Origin of the sequence: Aquitalea aquatilis (assembly GCF_005155025.1) — a bacterium.
Classification (GTDB): Bacteria; Pseudomonadota; Gammaproteobacteria; order Burkholderiales; family Chromobacteriaceae; genus Aquitalea; species Aquitalea aquatilis.
On the sequence record NZ_CP039731.1, the window covers coordinates 1,790,596 to 1,805,022 of the forward strand.

At 57.3% G+C, this 14,427-nt stretch carries 15 protein-coding genes and 1 tRNA gene; 11 read left to right on the top strand and 5 right to left on the bottom strand.

The window, feature by feature from the left end; translation table 11 throughout:
* Positions 1–52: 52 nt before the first annotated feature.
* A complete protein-coding gene (locus FAZ30_RS08330; protein WP_124645400.1) occupies positions 53–490 on the top strand; it encodes a DUF2147 domain-containing protein in 438 nt (145 codons plus the stop codon).
* Between the two features lie 75 nt (positions 491–565).
* Positions 566–2,614 (top strand): ATP-dependent DNA helicase RecG, encoded by a 2,049-nt coding sequence (recG, locus tag FAZ30_RS08335; RefSeq protein ID WP_137009267.1) that lies wholly within the window; start codon positions 566–568, stop codon positions 2,612–2,614.
* Between the two features lie 338 nt (positions 2,615–2,952).
* Here the strand turns inward: recG and FAZ30_RS08340 are convergent, their stop codons facing one another.
* The 5 genes from FAZ30_RS08340 to pstS form a co-directional block, all read right to left on the bottom strand.
* The gene (locus tag FAZ30_RS08340) at positions 2,953–4,413 is read right to left on the bottom strand and encodes an inorganic phosphate transporter (protein WP_137009269.1); all 1,461 of its coding nucleotides are present in this window, start codon (positions 4,411–4,413) and stop codon (positions 2,953–2,955) included.
* 260 nt (positions 4,414–4,673) lie between these two features.
* The gene (gene pstB / locus FAZ30_RS08345) at positions 4,674–5,438 is read right to left on the bottom strand and encodes a phosphate ABC transporter ATP-binding protein PstB (protein WP_059284814.1); all 765 of its coding nucleotides are present in this window, start codon (positions 5,436–5,438) and stop codon (positions 4,674–4,676) included.
* Positions 5,439–5,450: 12 nt separating this feature from the next.
* Positions 5,451–6,362, bottom strand: coding sequence for a phosphate ABC transporter permease PstA (gene pstA / locus FAZ30_RS08350; protein ID WP_168190819.1), 912 nt, complete (start codon positions 6,360–6,362; stop codon positions 5,451–5,453).
* 15 nt (positions 6,363–6,377) lie between these two features.
* The gene (pstC, locus tag FAZ30_RS08355) at positions 6,378–7,340 is read right to left on the bottom strand and encodes a phosphate ABC transporter permease subunit PstC (RefSeq protein WP_124645404.1); all 963 of its coding nucleotides are present in this window, start codon (positions 7,338–7,340) and stop codon (positions 6,378–6,380) included.
* A 114-nt stretch (positions 7,341–7,454) separates the two neighbouring features.
* Positions 7,455–8,495: a phosphate ABC transporter substrate-binding protein PstS gene (gene pstS, locus FAZ30_RS08360; protein ID WP_124645405.1), complete on the bottom strand. Its 1,041-nt coding sequence runs from the start codon at positions 8,493–8,495 to the stop codon at positions 7,455–7,457.
* A 165-nt stretch (positions 8,496–8,660) separates the two neighbouring features.
* Between pstS and tpiA the strand changes: the two genes are divergently transcribed.
* From tpiA to nuoF, 9 genes are all read left to right on the top strand, one after another.
* Complete coding sequence (gene tpiA, locus FAZ30_RS08365; RefSeq protein ID WP_124645406.1) at positions 8,661–9,407, top strand: triose-phosphate isomerase; 747 nt, start codon at positions 8,661–8,663, stop codon at positions 9,405–9,407.
* Between the two features lies 1 nt (position 9,408).
* A complete protein-coding gene (secG, locus tag FAZ30_RS08370; protein WP_124645407.1) occupies positions 9,409–9,759 on the top strand; it encodes a preprotein translocase subunit SecG in 351 nt (116 codons plus the stop codon).
* 17 nt (positions 9,760–9,776) lie between these two features.
* Positions 9,777–9,862, top strand: a tRNA-Leu gene (locus FAZ30_RS08375).
* A 91-nt stretch (positions 9,863–9,953) separates the two neighbouring features.
* Positions 9,954–10,310, top strand: a complete 357-nt coding sequence (locus tag FAZ30_RS08380; protein ID WP_045847652.1) for an NADH-quinone oxidoreductase subunit A — start codon at positions 9,954–9,956, stop codon at positions 10,308–10,310.
* Complete coding sequence (locus FAZ30_RS08385) at positions 10,301–10,777, top strand: NuoB/complex I 20 kDa subunit family protein (RefSeq protein ID WP_045847651.1); 477 nt, start codon at positions 10,301–10,303, stop codon at positions 10,775–10,777. The genes FAZ30_RS08380 and FAZ30_RS08385 overlap by 10 nt, the downstream gene beginning before the upstream one ends.
* Before the next feature lie 11 nt (positions 10,778–10,788).
* Positions 10,789–11,385 (top strand): NADH-quinone oxidoreductase subunit C, encoded by a 597-nt coding sequence (locus FAZ30_RS08390; RefSeq protein ID WP_124645408.1) that lies wholly within the window; start codon positions 10,789–10,791, stop codon positions 11,383–11,385.
* Complete coding sequence (locus tag FAZ30_RS08395; RefSeq protein WP_124645409.1) at positions 11,378–12,631, top strand: NADH-quinone oxidoreductase subunit D; 1,254 nt, start codon at positions 11,378–11,380, stop codon at positions 12,629–12,631. Before FAZ30_RS08390 ends, FAZ30_RS08395 begins: the two co-directional genes overlap by 8 nt.
* Positions 12,631–13,131 (top strand): NADH-quinone oxidoreductase subunit NuoE, encoded by a 501-nt coding sequence (nuoE, locus tag FAZ30_RS08400; RefSeq protein ID WP_124645410.1) that lies wholly within the window; start codon positions 12,631–12,633, stop codon positions 13,129–13,131. Before FAZ30_RS08395 ends, nuoE begins: the two co-directional genes overlap by 1 nt.
* Positions 13,131–14,426, top strand: coding sequence for an NADH-quinone oxidoreductase subunit NuoF (gene nuoF / locus FAZ30_RS08405; protein ID WP_124645411.1), 1,296 nt, complete (start codon positions 13,131–13,133; stop codon positions 14,424–14,426). The genes nuoE and nuoF overlap by 1 nt, the downstream gene beginning before the upstream one ends.
* Position 14,427: the final 1 nt, after the last annotated feature.

A 14,427-nucleotide genomic window follows, 5' to 3' on the forward strand; every position in this document is an offset into this window, starting at 1 on the left:
CGCAGCTCCAAACTAGCGTTTCATAAAGACAGACAACACGAGGAAAGACATCATGAGCAAGTTGTGGAAAGCGGCCGCTTTGGCCCTTGGATTAGCCGCATTGTCGCATAGCGTGCTGGCCGACAGCCCGATTGGCAGCTGGAAAACCATCGACGACGACACCAAGCAGGCCAAGGCTGTGGTGCAGATTGCCGAAGGTGCCAACGGCGAATTGTCCGGCAAGATCGTCAAGCTGTTCCAGAACCCGGAAGTGGTGTGCGAGGCCTGCGATGGCGACCGCAAGGGCAAGCCGGTCAGCGGCATGACCATTCTGTGGGGCCTGAAGAAAGACGGCGACAGCTGGGCCAATGGCAAGATTCTTGACCCGCATAACGGCAAGGTTTACAGCGCCAAGATGAAACTGGTAGACGGTGGCAAAAGGCTGGAAGTACGCGGCTTCCTGGGCGTGTCGCTGCTGGGGCGTACCCAGGTGTGGGAACGTCAGCAATAAGCCTGTCCGACGCGACAGCCAGGGCGGAGTGCCGGCAGCGGCCTCCGCCTTGTTTTTTGGGTACAATCGGCGCTGATGACCCATGCCAACGACCTCGCCGGGCAGCCGCTCAATGTAGCACCAGCCCTGGCCAAGAAACTCGACAAGCTAGGCCTGCACCGGCGCTTTGACCTGGTGTTGCACCTGCCGCTGCGCTACGAAGATGAAACCCATCTCTATCCCATCACGGCGGCACCCTACGGCCAGCCGGTGTTGGTCGAGGGGCGGGTCATTGGCCACGAAGTCCAATTCCGTCCACGCAAACAGCTATTGGTGCGCATCGAGGATGCCGGCGGTGTGCTGCTGCTGCGCTTCATCCACTTTTATCCCAGCCAGCTCAAGCAGTTTGCCGATGGTGCCCTGGTGCGGGCCATGGGTGAGATCCGCCGTGGCTTCCACGGCGACGAGATGGTGCATCCGAAAACGCGCGAGGTGGTCGATGGCACGCCGCTGGCTGAAAGCCTGACGCCGGTGTATCCCACGGTCAACGGCGTGACCCAGCCCATGTTGCGCAAGCTGATTCGCAGCGAGCTGCAAAGCCTGCCATTGCCGGAAACCTTGCCCCCCGCCGCCATTGCCCATCTGCAGCTGCAAAGCTTTGCCGATGCCGTGCGGCTCTTGCATTCACCGCCACCGGAATACAGTGCCAGCCAGCTGAGCGAGCCTGCTTTGCCGGCATGGCAAAGGCTGAAGTTTGACGAGTTGATGGCGCAGCAGTTATCGATGCGTCTGGCTTATCGTGCCAGACGGCAGGGCCGGGCTCCGGTGGTGCGCGGCAGCGGCCGTCTGCGTGAGGCGTTGTTTGCCAGCCTGCCGTTCCGTCTCACGGCGGCGCAGCGCAAGGTGCTGGACGAAATCGATGCCGATCTTGCCCAGGCGCATCCCATGCATCGTTTGCTGCAGGGCGACGTGGGCAGTGGCAAAACCGTGGTGGCGGCGCTGGCCGCACTCACCGCCATCGAGGCCGGGTTTCAGGTGGCACTGATGGCACCGACAGAAATCCTGGCCGAGCAGCATTATCGCAAGTTGTCCGGCTGGCTTGCCCCCCTTGGGCTGACCGTCAGCTGGCTCTCTGGCAGCCTGCGCAAAAAGCAGAAAGAGCTAGCGCTGGAGCAGATGGCCAGTGGCACGGCCCATCTGGTAGTGGGAACACATGCCCTGTTTCAGGACGGCGTGGATTTTGCCCGGCTGGGGCTGGCCATTGTCGATGAGCAGCATCGTTTTGGTGTTGGCCAGCGGCTGGCGCTCAAGCAAAAAGGCCAGGAACCACATCAGCTGATGATGTCGGCCACACCGATTCCGCGCACCCTGGCCATGAGCTTCTACGCCGACCTGGATGTGTCGGTCATCGACGAGCTGCCGCCGGGACGAACTCCCATCGTCACCAAGCTGATCAACAGCAGTCGGCGTGAGGAAGTCGTCGATTTCGTCCACAAGACCTGCAGTGAAGGCCAGCAGGTGTACTGGGTGTGCCCGCTGATCGAAGAGTCGGAAACCCTGCAACTGCAGACTGCGGTCGAAACCCACCGCCAACTGGCTGCGCAACTGGGGCAGTGGCATGTTGGCCTGCTGCATGGCCGCATGAAAGCGGATGAAAAGGCAGCCGTCATGGCCGCTTTTGGCAGTAACCAGTTGCAAATCCTGGTGGCCACCACAGTCATCGAAGTTGGTGTGGACGTGCCCAATGCCTCGCTGATGGTGATAGAGCATGCCGAGCGCATGGGGCTGGCCCAATTACACCAGTTGCGGGGCCGGGTAGGGCGGGGCAGCGCACGCAGCGTCTGCATGCTGCTGTTTGAAAACCCGCTGTCCGATATTGCCAAGGCACGCTTGAAAGTGATTTATGAGAATGTTGATGGCTTCGAGATCGCTCGTCAGGATTTGCTGATCCGTGGCCCGGGCGAGTTTCTCGGTGCGCGCCAAAGCGGAGTGCCCATGCTGCGCTTTGCCAATCTGGAAGACGATATCGAACTGCTGGAGGCGGCGCGGGAGCTGGCACCGGAAATACTGGCGCGCTGGCCAGAGGCCGCAGATGCCCATCTGGAGCGCTGGCTGTCTGGCCGCGAACAATTCCTCAAGGCATGAATGTCCGCGCAGTGACAGGTCAAGCTGGCTAGTGCGGGCCGCGATTCAGCTGGAAGCGGGCTGTGGTTTTTCTCCGTTATTGATCTGTGCAATCGCTATTGCAGATAGGTAAGGCGTATGCAAAAAAAAGCGCCTCATCCGTAAGGATGAGGCGTCAAGGGATTGCTGCAAACAACAAAGGAGAAACCATGATGAAACATGATTATATTAGCAAATTATAAAGTTCGGAATCAATGCTGAATAATCGCTTGTTTGATGTAGGTCAAATTTGACCCGTCATGATGAGGATCATAGAAAAAGCCGCCCTTGGGCGGCTTTTTCGGTAGTCGCAAGCTGGATTACTTCAGCCAGTTACTAGCCAGGTAATACAGGCTGCCAGATAGCAACATGGCAACCGGCATGGTAAACAGCCAGGCGAGAAGAATGGAGCGCACGGTAGACCACTGCAGGCCGGCCTTGTCGGCCACCATGGTGCCGGCTACGCCGCTGGATAGCACATGCGTGGTCGAAACCGGCAAGCCAAACTGACTGGCCAGGCCAATGGAAACCGCGGCTGTCAGCTGCGCCGACATCCCTTGTGCATAAGTCATGTCTTTCTTGCCAATGCCTTCGCCAACGGTTTTTACCACGCGACGCCAGCCGATCATGGTGCCACCACCCAGTGCCAATGCCACCGCGATGATGACCCAGGTGGGTGCATACTCGGTGGTAACGGTCAGGTCCTTGCGCAGATTGCTCAGCAGCTGCTTGTCATCGGCATTCAGATTCGGCAGCGAAGCCGCCTTTTTGGCTGCATCGTCCAGGCAGAGCAGGTCGGTACGGACATCCCAGCGCTTGTTGTCCGGCAGGCTGCGGTAGCTGCTGCCATCGCCAAGTGCGGTGATCAGATTATCAGCGGTACGCAGGGTGTCACGCGGTCGGCAGTCGTGGATATTGCTGCCTGCGACCGTCGGTTTGAACATGGTATCCAGCGCAGTCTGGTGGCGATTGTAGAATTGCTGCAGGTGCAAGGCCGCATCGCGGGTGCGTTCGATCTGGTAAGGCGTGCTGTCCAGATTGAGTACATATTTGGCCGGAACGATGCCGATCAGCACCAGCATGATCAGGCCGACGCCTTTTTGACCATCGTTGGAGCCGTGGGAGAAGCTGACCCCCATGGAGCTGACGATCAGCATGAAACGCATCCAGAATGGAGGATGCTTGCGTCCTTCAACCTGTTGGCGCTGGAAAGGCGTCTTGTGCATATTGCTTTGCGGACGGGCACGCCGCAGGCTGATGACCAGCAGGCCGGACAAAAAGGCACCGACCAGTGGCGAGCACAGCAAGGACAAACCCACATCGATGGCTTTGCCCCAGTTCACCCCTTGCGACAAAGGGGTGCCGTTGATCAGACAGTTGGCCAGACCCACACCGAGGATGGCGCCGATCAGGGTGTGCGAGCTGGAGGCCGGTAGGCCGAAATACCAGGTACCCAGATTCCAGGCAATGGCTGCCGCGAGCAAGGCAAACACCATGGCCATGCCGCGCGCGGTATTGACTGAAACCAGCAGGTCTACCGGCAGCAGGTGCACGATGGCGTAGGCGACGGCCAGGCCACCAGTCAATACCCCGAGAAAGTTGAAGACGCCCGAGGCAAAAACCGCCAGACGCGGCTTCATCGACTGGGTATAAATGACGGTAGCGACCGCATTGGCCGTATCGTGAAAACCGTTGATGAACTCGAAGGCCAGGACAAAGCCCAGCGACAGAATCAGGGTAATGGCCACATGGGTGTCCAGCCCTGCAAAGAGGTCCAGCATGATCGTGAAAATCGTGTAAAGGAAAGCCGGGATTGTTGTGTCCAGACCTTCAGGCGTCAAGTAAATGAAACAAAAAAAACGGGGCTTGTCGTTTTCCCGTCGTGGCAATGGGGCTGTTCTTGACAGGCTGGTCTTTCGCCCGGTTTTTTCAGGATTTATCGGATGGCCGGCGCAGGAATATCAAGCAAGAAGCGACTGCTGCATAAAGCAACACCCCGCATGCATGGAGGCAGGCGGGGTGTCGGTAGCAGCCAGCTGTCTTAGCCGAATTTACCGGTGATGTAATCCTCGGTAGCCTTTTGTTTGGGCGCGGTGAAGATATTGTCGGTTTCGCCGAATTCCACCAGCTCGCCCAGATACATATAGGCAGTGAAGTCGGATACCCGGGCTGCCTGCTGCATATTGTGGGTCACAATCGCGATGGTGTAGTCCTCTTTCAGCTCATGTATCAGTTCTTCGATGTGAGCAGTTGAAATCGGGTCCAGCGCAGAGGTCGGTTCGTCCAGCAGCAGTACTTCCGGGCGGGATGCCACCGCGCGGGCAATGCACAAACGCTGCTGCTGGCCGCCGGACAGTGAATTGCCGGACTGCTTCAGCTTGTCCTTCACTTCATCCCACAGCGCAGCCTTGCGCAGGGCCCACTCCACCCGGTCATCCATTTCGGTCTTGGCCAGCTTCTCGTACAGCTTCACCCCGAAAGTGATGTTGTCGTAGATGGACATGGGGAAGGGGGTTGGCTTCTGGAACACCATGCCCACCTTGGCGCGCAGCAGGTTGATATCCACGTCGCGGCCCAGGATGTTGTTACCGTCCAGCAGGATTTCACCTTCGGAGCGCAGCCCCGGATATAGCTCGTACATGCGATTGAAGGTACGCAGCAGCGTGGATTTTCCGCAGCCGGACGGGCCGATGAAGGCCGTGACCATGCGCGGGGCAATATCCAGATTGATGTTCTTCAATGCGTGGAAGTTGCCGTAGAAAAAGTTCAGATTCTTGACCTGAAGCTTGACATTGTTATCAGCCATAGTCGTCATGCCTTAATGCGATTGGGTTTTCTGGCTGCCCATCCAGCGGGCAACAATATTAAGCGTCAACACGCTCAGGGTAATCAGCAAAGCACCGGTCCAGGCCAGGGTGTGCCAGTCTTCGTACGGGCTCATGGCAAACTGGAAAATCACGATGGGCAAGTTGGCCATCGGCTGGTTCATATTGCTGTTGAAGAACTGGTTGTTCAGTGCGGTAAACAGCAAGGGTGCGGTTTCCCCTGAAATGCGCGCAATGGCCAGCAGGATACCGGTCATCACGCCGGCCTTGGCCGAACGCAAGGTAACGTACAGCGTGATTTTCCACTGCGGCGAACCCAGCGCGGCGGCGGCTTCGCGCAGGGTATTGGGTACCAGGCGCAGCATGTTTTCCGTGGTGCGCACGACGACCGGAATCACCAGCAGTGCCAGTGCCAGCGATCCGGCCCAGCCGGAGAAGTGCCCGACGCTGACAACATAGACTTCATAGACAAACAGGCCGATCACGATGGACGGTGCCGACAGCAGAATGTCGTTGATGAAACGGGTGGCCGGTGCCAGCCAGCCACGCTGACCGAACTCCGCCAGATAGATACCAGCCAGAATGCCGATCGGGGTGCCGATCAGCGTGCCGGAAATGGTCATGGCCAGGCTGCCGTAAATGGCATTGGCCAGGCCGCCCTGGCTGCCGGGTGGTGGCGTGCTCTGGGTGAATACCTGCATATTGATGCCGGACAGGCCGTGTTGCAGCAGGGTAAATAAAATCCAGAACAGCCAGAACAGGCCAAAGGCCATCGTCAGGGTGGACGCACCCATATTGAAGGCATTGACCAGACGGCGACGACGATAGATAGAAGTATTCATGGTGCTGCTGCTTCCGCTGCGATCCTGAACGTTCAGGGATTCGCTCAATGTGCTGTTAGCCATGATGATAGCGCCTTGTCAGGATGCCTTGCCTTCCTGTTTCTGCAGACGCAGCAACAGGAGCTTGGCGCAGGCCAGTACGACGAAGGTGATGAAGAACAGGATCAGACCCAGTTCGATCAGCGAGGCCATATGAAACTCGCCAGTCGCCTCGGCAAACTCGTTGGCCAGAGCCGAGGAGATCGACTGGCCCGGCTCGAACAGACCGACGGCAAAGCGCGATGAGTTACCGATCACGAAGGTCACTGCCATGGTTTCACCCAGTGCGCGGCCCAGCCCCAGCATGATGCCGCCGACCACACCGGTCTTGGTGTAAGGCAGTACGACATAGCGCACCACCTCCCAGGTGGTGGAGCCCAGACCATAGGCCGACTCTTTCAGCATGGTCGGTACCACTTCAAACACATCACGCATGACCGAGGCGATAAAGGGAATCACCATCACGGCCAGAATCAGCCCGGCAGTAAAGACGCCAATACCCATCGGCGCGCCCTGGAACAGCAGCCCGATCAGCGGGATATCGCCCAGATTGTCGATCAGCACGGGCTGGATATGGTCGGCAAACAGCGGGGCAAACACGAACAGGCCCCACATGCCATAAATGATAGAGGGAATGCCTGCCAGCAGCTCAACAGCAATACCCAGCGGGCGCTTGAGAACGTTGGGGCAAAGCTCGGTCAGAAACACGGCAATGCCGAAGCTGACTGGTACACCAATCAGCAAGGCAATCACCGATGTGGCCAGCGTGCCGAATACCGGCACCAGAGCGCCGAATTTCTGTGCGACCGGATCCCAGTCACTATCGATCAGAAAGCTCCAGCCGAAACGGCTCAGGCTGGGCATGGCACCAATGATGAGGGAAATCAGGATGCCCACCAGCAAGGCCAATACCAAAAAGGCAAAGCAGCGAGTGGATACCCTGAAGATATTGTCTAGCAGCATCTGGCGCTGCATTTGCTGGTTATTGCTGAACTTTTCCATGAGGATACTCGGTCGCGTCTCAGACAAAAAGCCGGGGTTGCTCACCCCGGCCTTGGTACCACACCGGCAGCTGCATCAGCTTGCATGCCGCTGGCCGGTGTCGCCATGCTGCACTCAGTTCAGTACCGGCTTGCCACTGGCGTCGGTAATCTGCTTCCAGCTGGTGCGAATCACGGCCTTCACGCTGTCCGGCATCGGGATGTAATCCAGATCCAGAGCGGTCTTGTCGCCATTCTTGTAAGCCCAGTCGAAGAACTTCAGTACTTCAGTACCTTGTGCCGGCTTGTCCTGCTTCTTGTGCATCAGGATGAAGGTGGCGCCAGAAATCGGCCAGCTGTCCTTGCCTGCCTGATTGGTAAGAATCAGATAGAAGCCAGGGGCTTTTTTCCAGTCAGCATTGGCCGCTGCGGCTTTGAACGTTTTTTCATCCGGGGAAACAAAGTTGCCGGATTCGTTCTTCAATTGGCCATAAGCCAGTTTGTTCTGTTTGGCATAAGCGTACTCAACATAACCAATGGCACCCTTGATGCGGGTTACATAGTTGGCCACGCCTTCATTACCCTTGCCACCTACACCGGTCGGCCAGTTAACCGCAGTGTTGGAACCAACCTTGCTGGCCCACTCGCTGGAAACCTTGGACAGGTAGTTGGTGAAGATGAAGCTGGTACCCGAGCCATCGGAACGGCGCACCACGGTGATTTTCTGATCCGGCAGCTTGACGCCCGGATTCAGGCTGGCCAGTGCCGGGTCATTCCATTTGGAAACCTTGCCGAGGAAAATGTCAGCCAGCACCGGGCCGGTAAACTTGACCTGGCCTGCGCTGATGCCCGGAACGTTGACAACCGGAACCACGCCGCCAATAACGGTCGGGAACTGGGTCAGTCCGGATTTTTCCAGCTCTTCAGCTTTCAGCGGCATGTCGGAAGCACCGAAATCAACAGTCTTGGACTGGATTTGCTTGATGCCGCCACCAGAGCCGATGGACTGGTAGTTCATGCTGTTATTGGTTGTAGCCTTGTAGGTGGTTGCCCACTTTGCATACAAGGGATACGGGAAAGTAGCGCCGGCGCCGGTGATGTCGGCAGCCATGGCTGCACCAGCGACGAAGCCGGCGGACAAGGCCAGCGAGGCGACCAGACGTACGGACTGTTTCATGCTTGCTCCTGAATTATTAGGGTAAGGCCCTGCGAGGTGTTGAGGCGCATCCTATCCCTTCAAGTTTTCAGAAATATTACAAGTCGTGGAAAAGCAGATTGCGGAGTTTTGACGATGACGGGACTAGGGATATAATCCGCAGCACTTAAACGGAGGCACCCGGACATGGCAGGCAAGCTGATTATCGGAAACTGGAAGATGAACACCCGCGCGCAAGGCGCGCAAACCCTGCTGGATGCACTGCTTGCTGAGCCGGCATGTAATCAGTCGTGGGTCGGGGTGGCCGCCCCTGCCGTGTACCTGGCTATGCTTGCGCATCGGCTGCAGGGTGCATCTCTTCAACTGGCTGCGCAGGATGTGAGTGCCTTTGCTAATGACGGTGCGTATACCGGGGAGGTCTCGGCGGCCATGCTGCGGGATGTCGGTTGTGCTTATGTTCTGGTCGGCCATTCCGAGCGCCGGCAGTATTTTGCCGAGAGCAACCCGCTACTGCTGGCCAAGATGAACAATGCCCTTGCCGCGGGCGTGGTGCCAGTGCTGTGCGTGGGCGAAACGCTGGAGCAGCGCGAGCAAGGGGACTACCTGCAGGTCATTTATCAGCAATTGTCCATTCTTGCTGATATCGATGCCGGCGAGTACCTGGTCGCCTATGAACCGGTGTGGGCTATTGGCACCGGTAAGGTCGCAACGCTGGAGCAAATTGCCGAGATTCACAGCGCCATCAAAACGTGGTGCTTGCAAAATGCCAAGCCCTCCGCTAATATTCGCGTCCTCTACGGCGGCAGTGTAAAGGCAGAGAATGCCGAGTCAATCCTGATGACAGACAATGTCGATGGAGCCCTTGTTGGTGGGGCATCTCTGGACGCCGGATCATTCAGGATGATTTGCCAGGCCGCAGGAAAATTGATATAGTATGGAACTTATTAAGACGCTTATTTGGGTTGTTAACCTGCTCTCCGCAGTGACGATTATTGTCCTTGTCCTCATGCAGCATGGCAAGGGTGCGGATATGGGTGCAGCTTTCGGCAGCGGCGCTTCCGGAAGTCTGTTTGGTGCGTCTGGCTCTGCGAATTTTTTGAGTAGAACCACTGCGGTTGCAGCGGTTGTATTCTTCTCCACGAGTCTCACTCTTGTTTATCTGTCGGGGGGCGGAAAAACAGATCTGGGTGTGATGGGTGGCAAGGTTGAACAAGTTGCGCCGCAAATCCCGGTCGGGGCAACCACTGGCAAAGCTTCGGGCACGACGTCAAAAATTCCGGAGTGACAGTAAAGTTATATTGTGCCGACATGGTGAAATTGGTAGACACGCTATCTTGAGGGGGTAGTGGCCGTAGGCTGTGTGAGTTCGAGTCTCACTGTCGGCACCACCATTCAAAAATAGGCCACCGGGATTCCGGTGGCCTATTTTATTTGGAGCCAAGGGGGGTAATTCCTCCTTTTTTTGGGGGTGTACGGGAAATGCTGCAAAATTATTTTCCCATTCTGTTGTTTGTCATCGTCGGGTTGCTGGTTGGCGTGGGTCCTATTGTTCTTGGCAAGGTCCTCGCCCCCAATCGTCCTGACCCTGAGAAACTCTCTCCTTATGAGTGCGGATTCGAGGCCTTCGAAGATGCACGCATGAAATTTGACGTTCGCTACTACCTCATTGCCATTCTTTTCATTCTGTTCGATCTGGAAATTGCGTTTCTGTTTCCCTGGGCTGTGGTCCTGAAAGAGCTGGGTGCATATGGCTTTGGTGTAATGGTGGAGTTCCTGGCGGTATTGACGCTGGGCTTCGTCTACATGTGGAAAAAGGGAGCGCTGGAATGGGAGTAGAAGGTATTCTGGAAAAAGGCTTCGTGACCACGACGGCCGACAAGCTCATCAACTACACCCGTACCGGTTCGCTGTGGCCGATGACCTTTGGTCTGGCCTGTTGTGCCGTGGAAATGATGCATGCTGGTGCCGCGCGTTACGACCTGGACCGTTTCGGCATCGTTTTTCGCCCCAGTCCCCGTCAGTCTGATCTGATGATCGTGGCCGGTACGTTGTGCAACAAGATGGCGCCGGCACTGCGCAAGGTGTATGACCAGATGGCGGAACCGCGCTGGGTCATCTCCATGGGCTCCTGTGCCAACGGTGGTGGCTATTACCACTACTCCTATTCTGTCGTCCGTGGCTGTGACCGCATCGTGCCGGTCGATGTCTACGTGCCAGGCTGTCCGCCGACTGCCGAAGCACTGCTCTATGGCATCATCCAGTTGCAGAACAAGATCAAACGCACCTCCACCATCGCCCGATAAGGTAAGCACTTATGGCCTCCAAGAAAATGGAAGCATTGGGATCGGTCGTCGAGCGGGTGCTGGGCGACAAGCTTGTTTCAAGCACGCTGGCCCTCGATGAACTGACCATCGTCTGCAAGGCGGCAGATCTGATCGCCGTGGCCACCACGCTGCGTGATCATGCTGAACTTTCTTTCGAACAACTGATTGACCTGTGCGGTATGGACTACAGTGCCTATCGCGACGAAGTATGGGATGGCCCGCGCTTTGCCGTGGTCTACCACCTGCTGTCGCTCAAGCACAATGTTCGTATCCGTTTGCGCGTATTTGCCGAGGATGACAGCTTCCCGCTGCTCGCATCGGTCAATCCGGTATGGAATGCTGCCAACTGGTTCGAGCGCGAAGCCTTCGACCTGTACGGCATCGTCTTCGAAGGTCACCCCGACCTGCGTCGCATCCTGACCGACTATGGCTTTGTCGGCCATCCTTTCCGCAAGGATTTCCCGCTGTCCGGTCATGTTGAAATGCGTTACGACCCGACCCAGCAGCGCGTGATCTACCAGCCGGTCACCATTGAGCCGCGCGAAATTACCCCGCGCATCATTCGTGAGGAGAACTACGGTGGCTGAGATCCGTAACTACACGCTGAACTTCGGTCCCCAGCACCCGGCAGCCCACGGCGTATTGCGTCTGGTGCTGGAACTGGACGGCGAAGTCATCCAGCGTGCCGACCCGCATATCGGCCTCTTGCATCGCGGTACCGAGAAGCTGGCTGAAAGCAAGACTTTCATCCAGTCTTTGCCGTATATGGATCGTCTCGACTACGTATCCATGATGTGCAACGAGCACGCCTACTGCCTGGCCATCGAAAAGCTGCTACAGATCGAAGTGCCGCTGCGCGCGCAATACATCCGCGTGATGTTTGCCGAAATCACCCGTATCCTGAACCACCTGCTGTGGATTGGCGCACACGCCATCGACATCGGCGCCATGACCATGTTCCTGTACGCTTTCCGTGAGCGCGAGGATCTGATGGACTGCTACGAAGCCGTGTCCGGTGCCCGTATGCATGCCGCCTATTTCCGTCCGGGTGGCGTTTACCGTGATCTGCCGGACTCCATGCCGCAGTACACCATCTCCAAGATCAAGAATGCCAAGGAACTCGCGCGCCTGAACGAAGGCCGCAAGGGTTCGATGCTGGACTTCATTGACGACTTCACCAAGCGCTTCCCTGGCTATGTTGACGAATATGAAACCCTGCTGACCGATAACCGTATCTGGAAGCAGCGTACCGTTGGCATTGGCGTAGTCAGCCCGGAACGTGCCAAGAATCTGGGCTTTTCCGGCCCGATGCTGCGTGGTTCCGGCATCGAGTGGGATCTGCGTAAAAAGCAGCCCTACGATGTTTACGATCGCATGGATTTTGATATTCCGGTGGGCAAGGGCGGCGACAGCTATGATCGCTATCTGGTGCGCGTGGAAGAAATGCGCCAGTCCAACCGCATCATCCAGCAATGCGTGGCTTGGCTGCGTGACAATCCGGGTCCGGTCATCACCGACAACCATAAAGTGGCTCCACCGTCCCGCGAGGGCATGAAGTCGAATATGGAAGACCTGATTCACCACTTCAAGCTGTTTACCGAAGGCATGCATGTGCCGGAAGGCGAAGCCTACGCCGCGGTAGAGCATCCGAAGGGTGAGTTCGGTATCTATCTGGTATCCGACGGCGCCAACAAGCCGTACCGACTGAAAATCCGTGCCCCGGGCTTTCCACATCTGGCAGCCCTCAATGAAATGGCTACGGGCCACATGATTGCCGACGTGGTGGCCATCATCGGTACCCAGGATATCGTGTTTGGGGAGATCGACCGCTAATGCTATCCGCACAATCACTCGCCGCCATTGACCGCGAAGTCGCCAAGTATCCGGCCGACCAGAAACGCTCGGCGGTCATGGGCGCGCTGCGCATTGCCCTGGTGGAGCGCCGTGAAACCGGCAAGACACCGGAAGAGCGCTGTCTGAATACCGAGGTGATCGAATTCGTTGCCAACTACCTGCAGATTGCGCCGGTAGCTGCTTACGAAGTCGCCACCTTCTACAACATGTACGACATGAAGCCGGTTGGGCAGTACAAGATCACGGTCTGCACCAATCTGCCCTGTGCCCTGTCCGGTGGCGTCAACGCTGCCGAGTACATCTCCAAGAAACTGGGCATCGCCATTGGCGAAACCAGTGCTGACGGCAAGTACACCTTGCTGGAAGGGGAGTGCATGGGAGCCTGCGGCGATGCGCCGGTCTTGCTGGTGAACAACCACAAGATGTGCAGCTTCATGACGCCCGAAGCAATCGACAAGAAACTGGCGGAGTTGAACTAATGGCAGTCTTCGTCAATGGTGTGATTTTCGACGGCATCGATACCTCTGCACAGGATTGCTGGAAGCTGGAGGCCTATGTGGCCCGTGGCGGCTACCAGGCTCTGCGTCGCATCATCGAATCCAAGATGGCGCAAGAGGACGTGATTGCCGAAGTGAAAAATTCCGGCCTGCGCGGTCGTGGCGGTGCGGGCTTCCCCACCGGCCTGAAGTGGAGCTTCATGCCGCGCTCCTTTCCGGGCGACAAATACGTGGTGTGCAATACCGACGAGGGTGAGCCGGGTACTTTCAAGGACCGCGACATTCTGCGTTTCAATCCGCACGCCCTGATCGAAGGCATGATCATCGCCGGTTATGCCATGGGTACCAAGGCTGGTTACAACTACATCCACGGTGAAATCTTCGAAGAGTACGAACTATTCGAAGCCGCACTGGATGAAGCCCGCCAGGCTGGTTTCCTTGGCAACAACATCCTGGGCAGCGATTTCAGCTTCGATCTGTTCGCCCACCATGGTTATGGTGCCTACATCTGCGGTGAGGAAACTGCGCTGCTGGAATCGCTGGAAGGCAAAAAAGGCCAGCCGCGCTTCAAGCCGCCGTTCCCGGCCAGCTTCGGTCTGTACGGCAAGCCCACCACCATCAACAACACCGAATCCTTCGCCTCCGTGCCTTTCATCATCCGTGATGGTGCACAGAAGTTCCTGGAAGCGGGCAAACCGAATAATGGCGGCACCAAGCTGTTCTCCGTGTCGGGCCATGTGAATCGTCCGGGTAACTACGAGATTCCGCTGGGTACCCCGTTCTCGGTACTGTTGGAAATGGCCGGCGGCATGCGTGATGGCAAAAAGCTGAAGGCAGTGATTCCGGGTGGTTCTTCCGCCCCCATCCTGCCTGGCGACGTCATGATGCAATGCACCATGGACTACGACAGCATTGCCAAGGCCGGCTCCATGCTCGGTTCGGGCGCTGTCATCGTGATGAATGAAGATGTGTGTATGGTGAAGGCGCTGGAGCGTCTGGCCTACTTCTATCACGAAGAATCCTGCGGCCAGTGCACGCCGTGCCGCGAAGGCACCGGCTGGCTGTACAAGGTGATCCATCGCATTGCCCAGGGTGAAGGTCGCCCGGGTGATCTGGAGCTCCTGGATTCGGTAGGCAATAACATGGCCGGCCGTACCATCTGTGCACTGGCAGATGCTGCCGTGTTCCCGGTTCGCAGTTTCACCAAGCACTTCCGCAATGAGTTCGAGTACCTGATCGAGCACAAGAAGCCCTTGGTGGACCACAAATGGTGTTGAG